General features: G+C 60.2%; 16 protein-coding genes. All 16 read right to left on the bottom strand.

All coding sequences use genetic code 11. The features are described from left to right. Positions 1-25 precede the first annotated feature (25 nt). The 16 genes from nuoL to purB all read right to left on the bottom strand — a co-directional run bounded on the left by nuoL (position 26) and on the right by purB (position 18,370). Positions 26-1,879: an NADH-quinone oxidoreductase subunit L gene (gene nuoL, locus G9Q84_RS12390; RefSeq protein WP_099601015.1), complete on the bottom strand. Its 1,854-nt coding sequence runs from the start codon at positions 1,877-1,879 to the stop codon at positions 26-28. Continuing rightward, positions 1,876-2,184, bottom strand: a complete 309-nt coding sequence (nuoK, locus tag G9Q84_RS12385; RefSeq protein ID WP_003174727.1) for an NADH-quinone oxidoreductase subunit NuoK — start codon at positions 2,182-2,184, stop codon at positions 1,876-1,878. Before nuoK ends, nuoL begins: the two co-directional genes overlap by 4 nt. Positions 2,185-2,186: 2 nt before the next feature. Then, a complete protein-coding gene (gene nuoJ, locus G9Q84_RS12380) occupies positions 2,187-2,690 on the bottom strand; it encodes an NADH-quinone oxidoreductase subunit J (protein WP_003174726.1) in 504 nt (167 codons plus the stop codon). A 9-nt stretch (positions 2,691-2,699) separates the two neighbouring features. Then, positions 2,700-3,248: an NADH-quinone oxidoreductase subunit NuoI gene (nuoI, locus tag G9Q84_RS12375; RefSeq protein ID WP_003174725.1), complete on the bottom strand. Its 549-nt coding sequence runs from the start codon at positions 3,246-3,248 to the stop codon at positions 2,700-2,702. 11 nt (positions 3,249-3,259) lie between these two features. Then, entirely contained in the window at positions 3,260-4,267 is a 1,008-nt protein-coding gene (gene nuoH, locus G9Q84_RS12370) for an NADH-quinone oxidoreductase subunit NuoH (protein WP_003174724.1), read from the bottom strand. After that, positions 4,264-6,978 (bottom strand): NADH-quinone oxidoreductase subunit NuoG, encoded by a 2,715-nt coding sequence (gene nuoG, locus G9Q84_RS12365; protein WP_032889693.1) that lies wholly within the window; start codon positions 6,976-6,978, stop codon positions 4,264-4,266. Before nuoG ends, nuoH begins: the two co-directional genes overlap by 4 nt. Before the next feature lie 135 nt (positions 6,979-7,113). Continuing rightward, on the bottom strand, positions 7,114-8,469 hold the full coding sequence (gene nuoF, locus G9Q84_RS12360; protein WP_003174722.1) for an NADH-quinone oxidoreductase subunit NuoF: 1,356 nt from the start codon (positions 8,467-8,469) through the stop codon (positions 7,114-7,116). Continuing rightward, positions 8,466-8,963 (bottom strand): NADH-quinone oxidoreductase subunit NuoE, encoded by a 498-nt coding sequence (gene nuoE / locus G9Q84_RS12355; RefSeq protein WP_181643414.1) that lies wholly within the window; start codon positions 8,961-8,963, stop codon positions 8,466-8,468. The genes nuoF and nuoE overlap by 4 nt, the downstream gene beginning before the upstream one ends. A gap of 2 nt (positions 8,964-8,965) precedes the next feature. Beyond that, positions 8,966-10,750: an NADH-quinone oxidoreductase subunit C/D gene (gene nuoC / locus G9Q84_RS12350; protein WP_095184439.1), complete on the bottom strand. Its 1,785-nt coding sequence runs from the start codon at positions 10,748-10,750 to the stop codon at positions 8,966-8,968. Between the two features lie 71 nt (positions 10,751-10,821). After that, the gene (locus G9Q84_RS12345; protein ID WP_003174719.1) at positions 10,822-11,496 is read right to left on the bottom strand and encodes a NuoB/complex I 20 kDa subunit family protein; all 675 of its coding nucleotides are present in this window, start codon (positions 11,494-11,496) and stop codon (positions 10,822-10,824) included. 10 nt (positions 11,497-11,506) lie between these two features. Further along, positions 11,507-11,920 (bottom strand): NADH-quinone oxidoreductase subunit A, encoded by a 414-nt coding sequence (locus G9Q84_RS12340; RefSeq protein WP_003219575.1) that lies wholly within the window; start codon positions 11,918-11,920, stop codon positions 11,507-11,509. A gap of 656 nt (positions 11,921-12,576) precedes the next feature. After that, on the bottom strand, positions 12,577-13,902 hold the full coding sequence (aceA, locus tag G9Q84_RS12335) for an isocitrate lyase (RefSeq protein WP_010458877.1): 1,326 nt from the start codon (positions 13,900-13,902) through the stop codon (positions 12,577-12,579). Between the two features lie 483 nt (positions 13,903-14,385). Next, positions 14,386-15,123 (bottom strand): secretin N-terminal domain-containing protein, encoded by a 738-nt coding sequence (locus tag G9Q84_RS12330; protein WP_181643413.1) that lies wholly within the window; start codon positions 15,121-15,123, stop codon positions 14,386-14,388. 211 nt (positions 15,124-15,334) lie between these two features. After that, positions 15,335-15,757, bottom strand: a complete 423-nt coding sequence (locus G9Q84_RS12325) for a GNAT family N-acetyltransferase (protein WP_032889687.1) — start codon at positions 15,755-15,757, stop codon at positions 15,335-15,337. Next, on the bottom strand, positions 15,750-16,916 hold the full coding sequence (locus G9Q84_RS12320; RefSeq protein ID WP_032889686.1) for a ribosomal protein uL16 3-hydroxylase: 1,167 nt from the start codon (positions 16,914-16,916) through the stop codon (positions 15,750-15,752). The genes G9Q84_RS12325 and G9Q84_RS12320 overlap by 8 nt, the downstream gene beginning before the upstream one ends. A gap of 83 nt (positions 16,917-16,999) precedes the next feature. Then, on the bottom strand, positions 17,000-18,370 hold the full coding sequence (purB, locus tag G9Q84_RS12315) for an adenylosuccinate lyase (RefSeq protein WP_032889684.1): 1,371 nt from the start codon (positions 18,368-18,370) through the stop codon (positions 17,000-17,002). Positions 18,371-18,431: the final 61 nt, after the last annotated feature.

The following is an 18,431-nucleotide window of genomic DNA, read 5'->3' as shown; positions in this document are numbered from 1 at the left end:
AAGTTCGCAATGTACATAGACATGGTCAGACCGCCACGACAACGATGGCGCCGATCACCAGCACGGCACCGACCGCCATGGACGCTGCATACCAACGCAGTTGGCCGGTCTCGCTGCGGCTCAGGGCGGTGTGACCGGCCTTGGCGGCGCGCGGGATCAAACCGATGGTCTGGTCGAGCGGGTCTTTGCGCAGTACATGGCTGATAGCCAGGTAAGGCTTGACGAACAGTTTGTCGTAGATCCAGTCGAAGCCCCAGGCGGCGAACCACCAGGCCGACAGGAAGCGGCCAATGCCACTGTTGGCCACGGCCGTCACGAAGCGACGCTTGCCGAGGAACAACAGCGCGGCCAGCAGGATACCCGCGATGGCAATGGCGCCCGAGGCGATTTCCAGGCTGTGCTTGGCGGCGCCACCGGCATGGCCGGCGCTTTCCGGCAGTACACCGGCCAGGGGCGGGGTGATCAGGGCGCCGACGAAGGTCGACAGTACGATCAGCACCGACAGTGGCAACCAGTGGGAGATGCCGTGACCTGCGTGCGCTTCGGTCTTGGCTTCACCGTGGAACGTGATGAAGATCAGGCGGAAGGTGTACAGCGAGGTCATGAACGCACCCACCAGGCCTGCGTAGAGCAGGTTCTGGTTACCGCTGGCAAAGGCTTCCCAGAGGATTTCGTCTTTCGAGTAGAAACCTGCGGTCACCAGTGGCAGTGCGGCCAGGGCTGCACCACCGACGATGAAGCTGGCGTAGGCCAGCGGCAGTTTCTTCCACAGGCCGCCCATCTTGAAGATGTTCTGCTCGTGGTGGCAGGCAACGATCACCGCGCCAGAGGCAAGGAACAGCAGGGCCTTGAAGAAAGCGTGAGTCATCAGGTGGAAGATCGCCGCGTCCCAGGCGCCAACGCCCAGGGCCAGGAACATGTAGCCGATCTGGCTCATGGTCGAGTAGGCGAGGATACGCTTGATGTCGGTCTGCACCAGCGCGGCAAAGCCGGCCAGCACCAGGGTCACGCCGCCGACGATGCCCACCAGGTGCAGGATGTCCGGCGCCAGGGTGAACAGGCCGTGGGTACGGGCGATCAGGTAGACACCCGCAGTTACCATCGTAGCGGCGTGGATCAGTGCCGACACTGGGGTAGGACCGGCCATCGCATCCGCCAGCCAGGTTTGCAGCGGCAGTTGCGCGGATTTACCCACGGCGCCGCCCAGCAGCATCAGGGTCGCCAGGGTGATCCAGAAGTCGCCGACCTGGAATTTCTGTGGTGCCAGCACCAGCAGTTCCTGGATGTTCAGCGTGCCCACCTGTTGGAACAGGATGAACAGGCCGATGGCCATGAACACGTCGCCGATGCGGGTAACGATAAATGCCTTGAGTGCCGCGTTACCGTTGTTGCGGTTGCTGTAGTAGAAACCGATCAACAGATACGAGCACAGGCCCACGCCTTCCCAGCCGAAGTACAGGAACAACAGGTTATCGCCGAGCACCAGGAACAGCATGCTGGCGATAAACAGGTTGGTGTACGAGAAGAAGCGCGAGTAGCCCGCTTCACCGCGCATGTACCAGGACGCGAACAGGTGGATCAGGAAGCCCACGCCGACGACCACGCCGAGCATGGTGATCGACAGGCCGTCGACGTAGAGGGCGAAGTTAGGCTTGAAGCCTTCCACCGACATCCACTGCCACAGCACCAGGGTGTAGTGACCACCTTCCGGCGGCGCTACGTTGAATTGCCAGATGACGTAGGCGGCCACGATGGCCGACAGGCCAATGGAACCCACGCCGATCAGGGCCGAGAGGTTTTCCGACCAGCGTCCACGGGAGAACGACAGCAGTAGGAAACCAATCAGGGGAAATACGAAAGTCAGAAAGATCATGTTCATCCGCGCATCTCACTGGCAGCGTCGATATCAAGCGTGTGGAAGCGACGATACAGTTGCAGCAGGATCGCCAGGCCGATACTGGCCTCGGCGGCTGCCAGGCTGATCACCAGGATGAACATGACTTGTCCATCAGGCTGGCCCCAACGTGCACCTGCAACGATGAACGCCAGTGCCGCAGCGTTCATCATGATTTCCAGGCTCATCAACACGAACAGAATGTTACGGCGAACCATCAGGCCGACCAGGCCAAGGCAGAACAGGATGCCGGCAACCGCCAGACCATGCTCCAAAGGGATAGCAGGCATCGTCATTGCTCCTTGGCTTCGTTGCGGCCCAAGTGGAAGGCGGTGATGGCTGCCGCGAGCAGCAGCATCGAAGCCAGTTCGACCACCAGCAGGTACGGGCCGAACAGGCTGATGCCCACGGCTTTCGCGTCTACGGTGGTGTGGCCGATGGCCTGGCCGCTCTGGTGAGCGAACAGCACATACAGCAGTTCACCCAACAGCAGCGCTGCGAGGACAACCGGGCCGAGCCAGATGCCGGGCTTGAGCCAGACGCGTTCCTGGGCGACCGAAGCCGGCCCCAGGTTGAGCATCATCACCACAAACACGAACAGCACCATGATGGCGCCGGCGTAGGCGATCACTTCGAGCACACCGGCGAACGGTGCGCCAAGGCTGAAGAACGTCATGGCCACGGCGATCAGCGAAATGATCAGGTAGAGCAGGGCGTGCACGGGGTTAGTGTTGGTGATCACGCGAAGCGTGGACACCACTGCAATACCCGATGCGAAATAGAAAGCGAATTCCATCTTTCTTCCTTAAGGCAGCAAGCTCTTCACGTTGATCGGCTCGGCTTCGTTTTGTGCGGCGCCTTTCGGCTTACCGGCAACGGCCATACCTGCAACACGATAGAAGTTGTAATCAGGGTTTTTACCGGGACCAGAGATCAGCAGATCTTCTTTCTCGTACACCAGGTCCTGACGTTTGAACTCGGCCATCTCGAAATCCGGTGTCAGCTGGATTGCGGTGGTCGGGCAAGCTTCCTCGCAGAGGCCGCAGAAAATGCAGCGCGAGAAGTTGATGCGGAAGAAGTCCGGGTACCAGCGACCGTCTTCGGTTTCAGCTTTCTGCAGGGAGATGCAACCCACCGGGCACGCTACGGCGCACAGGTTGCAGGCTACGCAACGCTCTTCGCCATCGGGGTCGCGGGTCAGCACGATACGGCCGCGATAGCGCGGCGGCAGGTACACCGCTTCTTCCGGGTATTGCAGGGTGTCGCGTTTGCGGAAACCGTGACCGAATACCATCACCAGGCTTCGCAATTGGGTACCGGTACCCTTAACGATGTCGCCAATATATTTGAACATGGGTCAAATCCTCACTGAACCGCGGCCGCTGGCGTGTTCAACAACACAACGGCAGCAGTCACCAGCAAATTGATCAGGGTCAGTGGCAGGCAGAAGCGCCAGCTGAAATCCATCACCTGGTCGTATCGTGGACGCGGAATGGAAGCGCGCAGCAGGATAAACAACATGATGAAGAACGCGGTCTTCAGGAAGAACCAGAAGAACGCCAACTGCGGCAGGATACCGAACGGACCGTGCCAGCCGCCGAAGAACAGCGTCACCAGCAGGGCAGAGATCAAGATGATGCCGATGTACTCACCGACGAAGAACATGCCCCATTTCATGCCGGCATATTCAATGTGGTAACCGTCGGCCAGTTCCTGTTCTGCTTCAGGCTGGTCGAACGGGTGACGGTGAGTCACGGCGACGCCAGCGATGAAGAACGTACAGAAGCCGAAGAACTGCGGAATGATGAACCACAGGTTCTGCGCCTGGTACTCGACGATGTCGCGCATGTTGAACGAGCCGACCTGCACCACGATGCCCATCAGCGCCAGGCCCATGAACACTTCGTAGGACACGGTCTGCGCCGAGGCGCGCAAGCTGCCCAGCAGGGCGAACTTGTTGTTACTCGACCAACCGGCGAACAACACCGCGTATACCGACAGACCGGCCATGGCGAAGAAGAACAGCAAGCCGATGTTCAGGTCCGCCACGCCCCAGGTCGGGGTGATCGGGATGATCGCGAAGGCAATCAGCAAGGCGCTCATGGCCACGACCGGCGCGAGGGTGAAGATCACCTTGTCGGCAAACGGTGGGGTCCAGTCTTCCTTGAAGAACATTTTCAGCATGTCGGCAGCGATCTGGAACATGCCGAATGGGCCAACGCGGTTCGGACCGTAACGGTCCTGCCACCAGCCCAGCAGGCGACGTTCGACGAAGCTGAGCAGGGCGCCCGCAACGACCACGGCCAACAGGATCACGATGGCCTTGACGACCGAGATGATCACGTCGATCACTTCAGGGGTGAACCAGGTCATTGCGCTGCCTCCTGCAGACCGTCAACGGTTTTGCCAAAGATCGCAGGCGGAATGCCGGCGAGGCCTTTAGGCAGTGCAACCAGGCCAGCGCCCAACGCTTCGTTGATACGCAGCGGCAGACGCAGAGTCTGGCCGGCCACGTTCAGGCTGAGCACGGCACCGTCGTTGACGCCGAGACGGTCGGCTTCGGACTTGGCCACGGACACGTACGCTTCTGGGATGCGGCTTTGCACCGGCGCGGCCTTGGAAGAGTTCTCTTCGCTGCCGAACAGGTGGAAGAACGGCACAACCTGCCAAGTGCCCTGGGCCGGGTTGAACGGGCGCGGTACTGCTGCGAACCAGTTCAGCGAGTCACCGGTGCTTTCGATCAGGCGGGTGCCTGGGTCGCCAGCGCGGATGTGACCACCGACTTCGTCCTGGAACTTGTTCCAGGCTTGTGGCGAGTTCCAGCCCGGCGACCAGGCAAACGGCACCTGCTGACGCGGCTCGACTGACCCCGAGTAACCTTCCATGGAGAAGGCGAACGCGGTGTCGTTGTCTTGTGGGGTACGCGGTTCGTGCACGCTGATGTCGGCGCGCATGGCGGTACGACCGGAGTAACGCAGCGGTTCACGGGCCAGTTTCATGCCCTTGATGCGGAACGCGGCGGACGGTGCGGCATCGACGATACGCGCAAGCTGCGGTGTGCTGCCGGCGACGGCTGCGGTCACGTGGTCCAGTTGGGTCCAATCGATCGGTTGGTTCAACAGGGTCGCGCGCAGGGCATGCAGCCAGCGCCAGCCTTCGTGAACCAGGATGCTGGCGTCCATGTACTTCGGATCGAATACCTGGAAGAAGCGCTGGGCGCGGCCTTCCTGGCTGACCAGGGTGCCGTCGCCTTCGGCAAAGCTCGCCGCTGGCAATACCAACTGAGCGCGGTCGCTGGTGGCGGTCTTCTGGTGGTCGGCCACGATCAGAACTTTGGCGGCGTTCAGTGCAGCGTCAACCTTGGCGGCGTCGGTGCGTGTGTACAGGTCGTTTTCCAGCACCACCATGGCGTCGGCGTTGCCGTCGATCACGGCTTGCAGGCCAGCGTCCAGGGACTCACCACCCAGCATGGCCAAGCCTAGGCTGTTGGCTTCCGGCACGACCAGGCTGATGGAGCCGTTCTTGTCGCGCAGCTTCAAGGCCTTGGCGATGTTGGCGGCGGCTTCGATCAATGCTTTGGAACCCAGCGAGGTACCGGCAATGATCAATGGACGCTTGGCTGCCAGCAGGGCGTCGGCAATGCGTTGGGCCAGTTCGACGGCTTCAGTGTCCAGGCCTTCGACGGCAGGCGCGCTGGCGTCCAGGGCGTGGGCCACGGCGAAACCGATGCGGGCGAGGTCGTCCGGTGCAGCGTGGACGCATTCTTCGGCGATGTCGTCGAGCTTGGTTTCAGCGATGCTGGCGATAAACAGCGGGTTCAGCGCGTGCTGGCCAATGTTTTTCACCGCAGCGTCCAGCCACGGCTGTACGCGCATGGCGTCGGCCATCTCTTCAGCCTTGCCTTTGACCGACTGACGCAGGGACAGCGCGATACGCGCGGCGGTCTGGGTCAGGTCTTCACCGAGCACGAAGATGGCATCGTGGTCTTCGATGTCGCGCATGTTCGGCACTGGCAGCGGGCTGTCGTTCAGCACTTGCAGGACCAGACGGATGCGTTCCAGCTCACCAGCTTCGATGCCGGAGTAGAAGTGCTCGGCACCGACCAGTTCGCGCAACGCGTAGTTGCTTTCGAGGCTGGCGCGAGGCGAACCGATACCGACGATATTACGGCCGCGCAGCAGGTCGGCGGCTTTATCCAGCGCGTCGTCCAGGCTCAGCTTAGTGCCGTCGGCCAGCAGTGGTTGGCGCGGGCGATCCTTGCGGTTGACGTAGCCATAGCCGAAACGGCCACGGTCGCACAGGAAGTACTGGTTGACCGAACCGTTGAAGCGGTTTTCGATACGACGCAGTTCGCCGTAGCGTTCGCCCGGGGAAATGTTGCAACCGCTGGAGCAGCCGTGGCAGATGCTCGGGGCGAATTGCATGTCCCACTTACGGTTGTAGCGCTCGGAGTGGGTCTTGTCGGTGAACACACCGGTCGGGCAGACCTCAGTGAGGTTGCCGGAGAACTCGCTTTCGAGCACGCCGTCTTCAACGCGACCGAAGTACACGTTGTCGTGGGCGCCGAAGACACCAAGGTCGGTGCCGCCAGCGTAGTCTTTATAGAAACGTACGCACCGGTAGCAGGCGATGCAGCGGTTCATCTCGTGGGAAATGAACGGGCCGAGGTCCTGGTTCTGGTGGGTACGCTTGGTGAAGCGATAACGGCGCTCGTTGTGGCCGGTCATCACCGTCATGTCTTGCAAGTGGCAGTGACCGCCTTCCTCACAGACTGGGCAGTCGTGGGGGTGGTTGGTCATCAGCCATTCGACAACGCTGGCGCGGAACGCCTTGGATTCTTCATCTTCGATGGAGATCCAGGTGTTGTCGGTGGCTGGGGTCATGCAGGACATGACGATACGACCACGGGTGTCGTTCTCGTCGGTGTATTGCTTGACCGCACACTGGCGACAGGCACCGACGCTACCGAGTGCGGGGTGCCAGCAGAAATACGGGATGTCGAGGCCTAGTGACAGACATGCCTGTAACAGGTTGTCCGCCCCATCGACTTCGAGCGCTTTGCCGTCTACGTGGATAGTGGCCATGGTTCAAAGTTCTTCGTTGGCCCGTTGTCAGCGGGCGTGGCTAATGGAATCTTGTTATTCATGGGCATCAACACAGCCTTTACGGCGTCAGCCCATGAGAAGACGAAGGGCACGGACCCTTCGCCTTTTAAAGCGTTACGCGCCGACTACGATCGGCCTTGCCAGAGGCGGGACGGCGGCGCTGGTAGGCGCAATACCGGCTTCGAACTCCGAGCGGAAGTATTTGATTGCGCTGCCCAATGGCTCCACGGCGCCCGGTGCGTGAGCACAGAAGGTCTTGCCTGGGCCGAGGAAACCGACCAGACCCAACAGGGTCTCGATGTCACCCTCACGGCCTTCGCCATTTTCCAGGGCCATCAGCAGCTTGACGCTCCACGGCAGACCGTCGCGGCATGGGGTGCAGAAGCCACAGGATTCACGGGCAAAGAACTGCTCCATGTTGCGCAGCAGCGAGACCATGTTCACGGTGTTGTCCACCGCCATCGCCAGGCCAGTACCCATCCGGGTGCCCACCTTGCCGATGCCGCCGGCATACATTTGTGCGTCGAGGTGCTCGGGCAACAGGAAACCGGTACCAGCGCCGCCTGGCTGCCAGGCCTTCAAGGTGTAGCCGTCGCGCATGCCGCCGGCGTAGTCCTCGAAAAGCTCGCGTGCGGTAACGCCGAATGGCAGCTCCCACAAGCCAGGATTCTTGACCTTGCCGGAGAAGCCCATGAGCTTGGTGCCCATGTCTTCGCTGCCTTCACGGGCCAACGATTTGTACCAGTCCACGCCGTCGGCGATGATCGCCGGCACGTTGCACAGGGTCTCAACGTTGTTGACGCAGGTCGGCTTGCCCCATACGCCCACGGCGGCGGGGAAGGGGGGCTTGGAGCGCGGGTTGGCGCGGCGCCCTTCGAGGGAGTTGATCAGTGCGGTTTCTTCACCGCAGATGTAACGCCCGGCGCCGGTGTGCACGAACAGTTCGAAATCAAAGCCGGAACCCAGGATGTTCTTGCCCAACAGGCCAGCAGCCTTGGCTTCTTCCACGGCACGGTTGAGGTGCTTGGCGGCGGTGGTGTATTCGCCACGCAGGAAGATATAGCCGCGATAGGTTTTCAGCGCGCGGGCACTGATCAGCATGCCTTCGATCAGCAAATGGGGCAGTTGCTCCATCAGCATGCGGTCTTTCCAGGTGTTCGGCTCCATTTCATCCGCGTTGCACAGCAGGTAGCGGATGTTGATGGACTCGTCCTTGGGCATCAGGCCCCACTTCACGCCCGTGGGGAAGCCTGCACCGCCGCGGCCTTTGAGGCCGGCGTCTTTCACGGTCTGGACGATGTCGTCCTGGGCCATGTCGGCAAAGGCTTTGCGCGCAGCGGCGTAGCCGTTCTTGGCCTGGTACTCGTCGAGCCATACCGGCTCGGCATCGTCACGCAGGCGCCAGGTGAGAGGATGGGTCTCAGGCGAACGCTTGATCAGGTTGGCGGGGCCGAAAGATGTAAGGGTCATGGGTAGCCCTCAAGCAATTGGGTCACGCCAGCAGGCTGCACGTCACCGAATGTGTCGTCGTCGATCATCAACGCCGGCGCCTTGTCGCAGTTGCCCAGGCAGCACACCGGCAGCAGAGTGAAGCGGCCGTCCGGAGTGGTTTGGCCCAGGCCGATGCCCAGTTTGTTCTGGATCTCGCTGACCACGGATTCGTGACCACCGATGTAGCAGACCATGCTGTCGCACACGCGAATGATGTGACGGCCCACCGGTTGGCGGAAGATCTGGGTGTAGAACGTCGCCACGCCTTCAACGTCGCTGGCGGGGATGCCCAGAATCTCGCCGATGGCGTAGAGGGCGCCGTCCGGCACCCAGCCACGTTCCTTCTGAACGATCTTCAGGGCTTCGATCGACGCCGCGCGCGGGTCTTCATAGTGATGCAGCTCGTGCTCGATGGCCGAGCGCTCGGTTTCACTCAGGGTGAAACGGTCTGTCTGGATAAGCGTGCTGTTCATGCTTAGCGGTCCACGTCGGCCATAACGAAATCGATACTACCCAGGTACGCAATCAAGTCCGCGACCATCTCGCCTTTGATCACCGAAGGGATCTGCTGCAAGTGCGGGAAGCTTGGAGTACGAATCCGGGTGCGGTAGCTCATGGTGCCGCCATCGCTCGTCAGGTAATAACTGTTGATACCCTTGGTCGCTTCGATCATCTGGAAGGATTCGTTGGCCGGCATGACCGGGCCCCACGAAACCTGCAGGAAGTGCGTGATCAGGGTTTCGATGTGCTGCAGCGTGCGTTCTTTGGGCGGCGGCGTGGTCAGCGGGTGATCCGCCTTGTACGGGCCGGCCGGCATGTTGCGCATGCACTGTTCGATGATCTTCAGGCTCTGGCGCATTTCTTCGACGCGCACGATGCAACGGTCGTAGGCATCGCCATTGGCGGCCACCGGCACTTCGAACTCGAAGTTCTCGTAGCCGGAGTATGGGCGCGCTTTACGCAGGTCGAAGTCGCAGCCAGTCGAGCGCAGGCCTGCACCGGTGACGCCCCATTCCAGGGCCTCTTTGGTGTTGTAGGCGGCGACGCCGATGGTACGGCCCTTGAGGATGCTGTTATCGAGCGCGGCTTTTTGGTACTCGTCCAGACGCTTGGGCATCCAGTCGATGAACTCCTTGACCAGGCGCTCCCAACCATTCGGCAGGTCGTGGGCCACGCCGCCGATGCGGTACCAGGCCGGGTGCAGACGGAAACCGGTGATGGCTTCGATGACCTTGTAGGCGCGCTGACGGTCGGTGAATGTGAAGAACACCGGGGTCATGGCGCCGACGTCCTGGATATAGGTACCCAGGAACAGCAGGTGGCTGGTGATCCGGAAGAACTCGGCCATCATGATGCGGATGGTGTCGACGCGGTCCGGGACCTTGATGCCGGCCAGCTTCTCGACCGAGAGCACGTACGGCAAGTTGTTCATCACGCCGCCGAGGTAGTCGATACGGTCGGTGTACGGGATGAAGCTGTGCCACGACTGACGCTCGGCCATCTTCTCAGCGCCACGGTGGTGGTAGCCGATGTCCGGCACGCAGTCGACGATTTCTTCGCCATCCAGTTGCAGGATGATACGGAAGGCACCGTGAGCCGAAGGGTGGTTCGGGCCCAGGTTGAGGAACATGTAGTCCTCGTTGGTGCCGGAGCGTTTCATGCCCCAGTCTTCCGGACGGAAGCGCGCAGCCTCTTCTTCAAGCTGTTGCTTGGCGAGGTTGAGGCTGAACGGGTCGAATTCGGTGGCGCGGGCAGGGAAGTCCTTGCGCAGCGGGTGACCTTCCCACGTTGGCGGCATCATGATGCGCGTCAGGTGCGGGTGGCCGGGGAAATCGATGCCGAACATGTCCCACACTTCACGCTCGTACCAGCTGGCGTTCGGCCAGATACCGGTTACGGTCGGGACGCTCAGGTCGCTCTCGGAGAGGGCAACCTTGATCATTACGTCGCTGTTACGTTCCAGCGACATCAGATGGTAGAACACCGTGAAATCGGCACCGCTTGGCAGGCCCTGGCGCTTGGTGCGCAGACGCTCGTCCACGCCATGCAGGTCATAAAGCATGACGTACGGCTTGGGCAAGTTACGCAGGAAGGTCAGGACTTCGACGAGCTTGGCGCGCGCCACCCACAGCACCGGCATACCGGTACGTGTGGCCTGGGCGGTGAAGGCGTCAGGGCCAAAACGGTTATTGAGTTCGACGACCACATCCTGGTCGTCTGCCTTATAAGGCGGGATGTACAGAGCGCTGCCTGTAGTCATGGTTTTTTATCGCTTTCGGTCAACGTAAAGAATGAAGCCAGGTGTTCGTTCTATAAAAGAAGCGGGCTGGATCAGACTTCGTCAGGGCTGCGCAGGTTGGTGACTGCGATTCGCTGTTCGCGGCGCTGTTCCTTTTGCGAGGGCATCTCGGCGCGGTAAACGCCTTGATCGCCGACGACCCAGGAAAGCGGACGACGCTCCTTGCCAATCGATTCCTGCAACAGCATCAAGCCTTGCAGAAATGCTTCAGGGCGGGGCGGGCAGCCAGGCACGTAGACGTCCACGGGCAGGAACTTATCCACCCCTTGGACCACTGAGTAGATGTCGTACATGCCACCGGAGTTGGCGCACGAACCCATGGAGATAACCCACTTCGGTTCGAGCATTTGCTCGTAGAGACGCTGAATGATCGGCGCCATCTTGATGAAGCAGGTTCCGGCGATAACCATGAAATCCGCCTGGCGCGGTGATGCCCGGATAACTTCGGCGCCAAAGCGCGCGATGTCGTGGGGCGCCGTGAAGGCGGTGGTCATTTCCACGTAGCAGCACGAAAGGCCGAAATTGTACGGCCACAGGGAGTTTTTACGCCCCCAGTTGACCGCGCCACTCAGCACGTCTTCGAGTTTGCCCATGTAGATGTTTTTGTGGACTTGGTCTTCTAACGGATCGGAAACGGTTTCCCGTTCGCCGATGGGGTACTGCTCGTTAGGAGCATCCGGGTCGATCCTGGTGAGATTGTATTGCATCGCCAAAGCCTCATTGTTTCAGCTTCGCTTGCCGCTTACGACGAGCTTCCGGAGCCCAGTCAAGGGCGCCCACTCGAAATAGGTAGACAAGGCCTGCCAACAGAATTGCTATGAAAACGAGAGCTTCGACGAATCCGGTCCAGCCGCTTTCGCGGACGGACACAGACCAGGCAAAGAGAAAGAGGGCTTCGATATCGAAGATCACGAACAGCATCGCGACCAGATAGAATTTGGCTGAGAGCCGCAGGCGGGCGCCACCTGTAGGTAGCATGCCCGACTCGAACGGTTCGTTTTTGCTGCGGCCCCAGGCTTTTGACCCGAGGAGGCTGGAAACACCGAGCATGAAGGCGCAAAGGCCGACAACACCGAGGAGGAAAATGGCAAAGCCCCAGTTGTGGGCCATGAGTCCTGTCGCTTCGGTCATGCTGGAAATCCTTAACAGAGAGCAAAGGTCTCTGAGCTCGAAAAAGTAATGATGCAGTGACGATATGTCGCAGCGCAGTCAATCGCGGTGATTTTATGGCTAAACACCGGGCAAGTAAAATTCCTATAGCGAAATTATTCGATGGAATAAGGACATAGTGCACCTTCTTGGGGCTGTAGCCCTTGCGGGGCGGGGATTAGCGGGCATTTGATCAATTATGTTTTGTTTAACCAGTAACGAAGTTTTCATGGTCTAAATGATAATGAATATTGTTTGCGCGGGGTTTAAGCGATTGTTTCTCATGTGGCGGGGTAAGTTGCCGTTACTTGTTTGATTGGCGCAAGTTGCCGGAGCGGATCTTTTAACCGATTTATCCGCAGCGAATACCGCTCTGGATCAAGGTTTTGTACAAAATCTTCAGGTTGCGTGCGTTCCCTTGTGGGAGGGGGCTTGCCCTCGATGGCTGAGTGTCAGTCAATAACGCTGTTGCTGATCCACCGTTATCGGGGGCAAGCCCCCTCCCACATTTGGATTCTCATTGGCCCGGGGCAGATATCTCAGGCAAAAAAACGCCCCGAACCAGTCGGGGCGTGATTGTCGTGCAGCACTGCGGTTAGCTCTTTAACGGGTCCGCAGTGGCTGTGTACTCACATCGATCAGTGGAACTGCTCTTCTTCAGTCGACCCGGTCAGCGCGGTCACGGACGAGGTGCCGCCCTGGATCACGGTGGTCATGTCGTCGAAGTAGCCAGTACCCACTTCCTGCTGGTGCGCCACAAAGGTGTAGCCTTTGGAGGCGTCAGCGAATTCCTGCTCCTGCAGCTTCACGTAGGCGGTCATGTCGTTGCGGGCGTAGTCGTGCGCCAGGTTGAACATGCTGTGCCACATATTGTGAATGCCGGCCAGGGTGATGAACTGGTGCTTGTAGCCCATGGCGGACAGTTCGCGCTGGAACTTGGCGATGGTCGCGTCGTCCAGGTTCTTCTTCCAGTTGAAAGAAGGCGAGCAGTTGTAGGACAGCAGTTGGTCCGGGTATTCCTTCTTGATCGCTTCGGCGAAGCGACGCGCTTCGTCCAGATCCGGCTTGGCGGTTTCGCACCAGATCAGGTCGGCATACGGTGCGTAGGCCAGACCGCGGGCGATGGCCTGGTCGAGGCCGGCGCGTACCTTGTAGAAACCTTCCTGGGTGCGTTCGCCGGTAACGAATGGTTGGTCGTACGGGTCGCAGTCGGAGGTCAACAGGTCTGCTGCGTTGGCGTCGGTACGGGCCAGGATGATGGTCGGCGTGCCGGCAACGTCAGCCGCCAGACGGGCAGCGGTCAGCTTCTGTACAGCTTCCTGGGTTGGAACCAGTACCTTGCCGCCCATATGGCCGCATTTCTTCACGGAAGCCAGTTGGTCTTCGAAGTGAACGCCCGCGGCGCCTGCTTCGATCATGCTCTTCATCAGCTCATAGGCGTTCAGTACGCCGCCGAAGCCGGCTTCGGCGTCAGCTACGATTGGCGCGAAGTAGTCGATGTAGCCTTCATCGCCTGGGCCTTTGCCGGCTTTCCACTGGATCTGGTCAGCACGACGGAACGAGTTGTTGATGCGCTTGACTACGGTCGGCACGGAGTCAACCGGGTACAGCGATTGGTCGGGGTACATGGATTCAGCGGAGTTGTTGTCCGCTGCCACTTGCCAGCCGGACAGGTAGATCGCCTGGATGCCGGCTTTTACCTGTTGGACTGCTTGGCCGCCAGTGAGGGCGCCCATGCAGTTGACGAAATCTTTGTCGGGGCGGAAGGAAGGCTTGGCACCTTGGGTGACCAGGTTCCACAGCTTCTCGGCGCCGAGTTTTGCAAAGGTGTGCTCAGGTTGAACCGAGCCACGCAGGCGGACGACGTCAGCAGCGGAATAAGCGCGGGTTACGCCTTTCCAGCGTGGGTTTTCAGCCCAATCTTTTTCAAGGGCTGCAATTTGCTGTTCGCGTGTCAGTGCCATGGGGAAAAACCTCGTCGCATAGGTCTAGGTGGAAAGATCCATTTGCCAGCCGCGCAATCGTTGCGGGGTATGGCTGCTCGCTGACCAGAAGCATAGGTGGTCAAGTCAGGTTCGACGGGGAAGGCGACGGTGAACGATGATCGAGAGGGGGCAGGTAAAGGCTGGCCGAGAACGGTCTTCGGGCATCGTGGGCCCTTGGGTATTCTGCAGCATGTTGCCGGGTTACCTGGTTAGCTTCCGTCCCTCGGGACAACTTCGTTCCAGTCGCAACCTCGTCAAACACACCTTGTGGGCGGTACAGACACGAATCGGCTCAGGTGGGTAGCTTAGAGCGACGATCCGAAGGCCCTTGCCAGGGCCCCTGATTAGCGGGAGCGAGGCCATCATGCCCATGCTTTTTTGGATCGTCAAATGTTTTGTAGTGCTTTTTTTATGGCACTACATCTTTAGTCTAATACGACTCATCAGTCAGTTTTTGGTGCTTCAGTTCAGGGTGTCGACCTTGACCCGCAACGTCAGGTCATCACGGCCCTGGGTAGAGTAGCTGCGGGTTGTAGAGGATTTGTCGGCTTGGGTTTCACGGTTGATGCCGGCCAGGGGGATCCAGTCGCCAAGACGCCCGCTGACGGTTGTGTCGGTACTTTGTACATTCACTACATCGGGACGTTCCTGGCTCATGCGGTCACGGTTGGTACTGATCGCCAGATGCACGGTCTCGCCGGTGACGCTGGCAGTGACGTAGAAGCCCTGGGTGACGTTGCGGTATTGGGTCTGGTTCTGCGGGCGGCCGTAGGCGTCTGGTTGGGTGGTGGTCAGTGGCACGCTCTGGCCGACCTGGATTAGCGCAGGCACGCCTTCGCTGGCCTGGATCTGCTGGATGCCGCCGTCGCGACTGGCAGTACCGTAGTTGATGATGCGGGTTTGGCTATCGCCACTGTTCTGTTGGTTGTTTTCGTTGGTGTCTACAGTAATCAGCAGGCGCTTGGCCGGTGTGTCCAGTTGTGCAATAAATGCGCGCAGGTCCTGGAGCTTGCTGGGATCGGCGTTAACAATAAGTTGGTTGCCGTAGGCGCTGACGGTGCCGTCCTTGCCGATGAAATTCTGCGCCACCGGCAATAGATCGGCGCTGGTGCGGTTGTTCAGGTTGACGACTTCGGTGTCGGCCATTGTCGAGCAACTGACGGCCAGGAGGAGGGCGGTGAGCAGGGTGCGTAGGGACATGTCCGTTATCTCTGCGAGTCATTTAGGCTTGATAGTGCCAGTTTGTCGGCCTGGCGTGTAGTGAGCGGGCTTGCCCTGCGCTGGGCTGCGTAGCGGCCCCTATAAAAAACGCCGCGTTCTTTCAGAAAGAACGCGGCGTTTGGTTTTGTGGCTGCTAAGCAGCCCAGCGCGGGGCAAGCCCGCTCACCACAGACAAGCCCTTAAGCAGGGATCAGCCCCCACGCACCATATCAACATGGGGAATCCCGACTTCCAGGAACTCATCGCTGACGATCTTGAAGCCCAACCGCTCATAAAACGGCGCTGCGTAGACCTGCGCGCTGAGGAACTGTTTGGTCTGGCCGCGTTGCTCGGCCACGCCAATCACCGCTTCCATCAGCTTGTCGCCAACCTTCAGGCCGCGCCAGTCCTTGAGGACCGATACGCGGCCGATCTCGCCGCTGGGCAGCAGGCGAGCGGTGCCGATTGGAAAGTCGCCTTCGAACGCCAGGAAGTGCATCGCACCAGCGTCATCCGCGTCCCACTCCAACTCGGGTGGAACCGATTGTTCAGCGATAAATACCGCTTCACGAATGCGCCGAATCTCGGCGATATCCTTTTGCCAGTCCGCGACACTTACGTGAATTTTATTCATCGGCAAATCCCAGGCTGCCTTGCTTGACCAGCTCGCACAGCAGGTCGCGGCCGTCTTCGTCGGCGAGCCACTCACCCAGGTTTTCGCTGTGCAACGCATCTGCGGAGCACACCAGTTTCAACAGTTCACGCAGCTTGCCGGGCAGGTAGCGGCTCTGGCCGCTGGCAAACAGCAGCACGTCGTCGTCCACTTCCGACCACGCCATGCGCGCGCTTGGGTTGCGTACCAGAATCGCGCCGTCTTGCAGGGTGCTGATGAAGTCTTCTTCGCCCAGCTCTTCGCCGGCGACGAGTTCTGGGTAGCGCGGTTCGGTCATGAACTGGCCGAACCAGGTCAGTAGCATGCGTTCGTCGCTCATGTGCTCGGCCAGCAGGCTCTTGAGGCGGTCGAGGGCGTCGCGCTGGATCTGATGCGGGTCGCTGACCGGCTGCGCGTCGGCGTCGGTGTAGCGCTCTTCATCCGTCAGGTATTGGGCGAGGAAATCGGTGAAGTGCGTGAGCACTTCGGCGGCGCTCGGCGCACGGAAGCCGACCGAGTAGGTCATGCAGTCGTCTTCGGCGATGCCGAAGTGTGCCAGGCGTGGCGGCAGATAGAGCATGTCGCCCGGTTCGAGTACCCATTCGGCGGTTTCTTCGAATTCGGCGAGGATGCGCAGGTCTGCGTGTTGCAGCAGCGGGCTTTCGGAGTTGCACATCTGGCCGATCTTCCAGTTGCGCTTGCCTTGGGCTTGCAGCAGGAACACATCGTAGTTGTCGAAGTGCGGACCAACGCTGCCGCCAGGCGCGGCGAAGCTGATCATCACATCGTCGATGCGCCAGCTTGGTAGAAAGCGGAACTGCTCCAGCAGCTCGGCCACTTCCGGAACGAACTGGTCGACCGCCTGCACCAGCAGGGTCCACTCGCGCTCAGGCAGGCTGCCGAAGGCGTCTTCGGCGAACGGGCCGCGACGCAGTTCCCACGGGCGCTCGCCGTGTTCGATCACCAGGCGCGATTCGACTTCTTCTTCCAAGGCCAGGCCGGCCAGTTCGTCGGCGTCGATCGGGCTTTCGAAATCAGGGATGGCCTGACGGATCAGCAGTGGTTTTTTCTGCCAGTAGTCGCGCAGGAATTCCCGTGCCGTGATGCCGCCCAGAAGTTGAAGAGGGATGTCAGGATTCATGTGTAACCTATTGAAAGAAAGCACTTTTCAGACTGGAATAAAAACGCCCGGCGCGGCCGGGCGTCTCAAGGGTCTTGCGATGATCAGATGCGCTTGGCTTGCTCTACCGCGTTGCCGATGTAGTTGGCCGGGGTGAGCAGTTTCAGCTCGGCCTTGGCGGCGGCTGGCATGTCCAGGCCGTCGATGAAAGTTTGCAGCGCTTCAGGGCTGATGCCCTTGCCGCGCGTCAACTCTTTCAGCTTCTCGTACGGGTTTTCGATGTTGTAGCGACGCATCACGGTCTGGATCGGCTCGGCCAGCACTTCCCAGCATGCGTCCAGATCAGCGGCGATTTTCTGCGCGTTGAGCTCCAGCTTGCTGATGCCTTTGAGGCTGGCTTCGTACGCGATCACGCTGTGGGCAAAACCCACGCCGAGGTTGCGCAGTACGGTCGAGTCGGTCAGGTCGCGCTGCCAGCGGGAGATCGGCAGCTTGCTGGCCAGATGCTGGAACAGGGCGTTGGCGATGCCGAGGTTGCCTTCGGAGTTTTCGAAGTCGATCGGGTTGACCTTGTGCGGCATGGTCGACGAACCGATTTCACCGGCAATGGTGCGCTGCTTGAAGTAGCCCAGGGAGATGTAGCCCCAGATATCGCGATCGAAGTCGATCAGGATGGTGTTGAAGCGCGCAATGGCGTCGAACAGCTCCGCGATGTAGTCGTGGGGCTCGATCTGCGTGGTGTAAGGGTTGAAGCCCAGGCCCAGCTCGTCTTCGATGAAGGCGCGGGCGTTGGCTTCCCAGTCGATCTCAGGGTAGGCCGACAGGTGCGCGTTGTAATTGCCGACGGCGCCGTTGATCTTGCCCAGCAATGGTACGGCAGCGACTTGAGCAATCTGACGCTCCAGACGATACACCACGTTGGCGAGTTCTTTGCCCAGCGTGGTCGGCGAAGCCGGCTGGCCGTGGGTGCGCGACAGCATTGGCACGTCAGCGAAACGGATGGCCAGTTCGCGGATAGCTTCGGCGGTCTGGCGCATCAGTGGCAGCATCACGTCATCGCGGCCTTCGCGCAGCATCAGGGCGTGGGACAGGTTGTTGATGTCCTCGCTGGTGCAGGCAAAGTGGATGAACTCGCTGACCTGGGCCAGTTCCGGCAGCTTGGCCGCCTGCTCTTTGAGCAGGTATTCAATGGCTTTGACGTCGTGGTTGGTGGTGCGCTCGATCTCTTTCACACGCTCGGCGTGCTCCAGGGAGAAGTTTTCCGCCAGCGTGTTGAGCACAGCGTTGGCTTCGGCAGAGAACGCCGGCACTTCGCTGATGGCGGGATGAGCGGCCAGGCGCTGGAGCCAGCGCACTTCAACCAGAACACGAGCACGGATCAAGCCGTATTCGCTGAAAATAGGGCGCAGGGCCTGGGTTTTGCCGGCGTAGCGGCCGTCAACAGGGGAAACCGCAGTGAGCGAAGAGAGCTGCATGGGGTGTTCTCGGACAGTCGGGCAACGAAATGGGGCGCGTATCATACATGAAAAAATCCGC

Origin of the sequence: Pseudomonas sivasensis (assembly GCF_013778505.1) — a bacterium.
Taxonomy (GTDB): domain Bacteria; phylum Pseudomonadota; class Gammaproteobacteria; order Pseudomonadales; family Pseudomonadaceae; genus Aquipseudomonas; species Aquipseudomonas sivasensis.
Note: the sequence above shows the minus strand (reverse complement) of the source record. Positions and strands in the feature narration are given on the sequence as shown.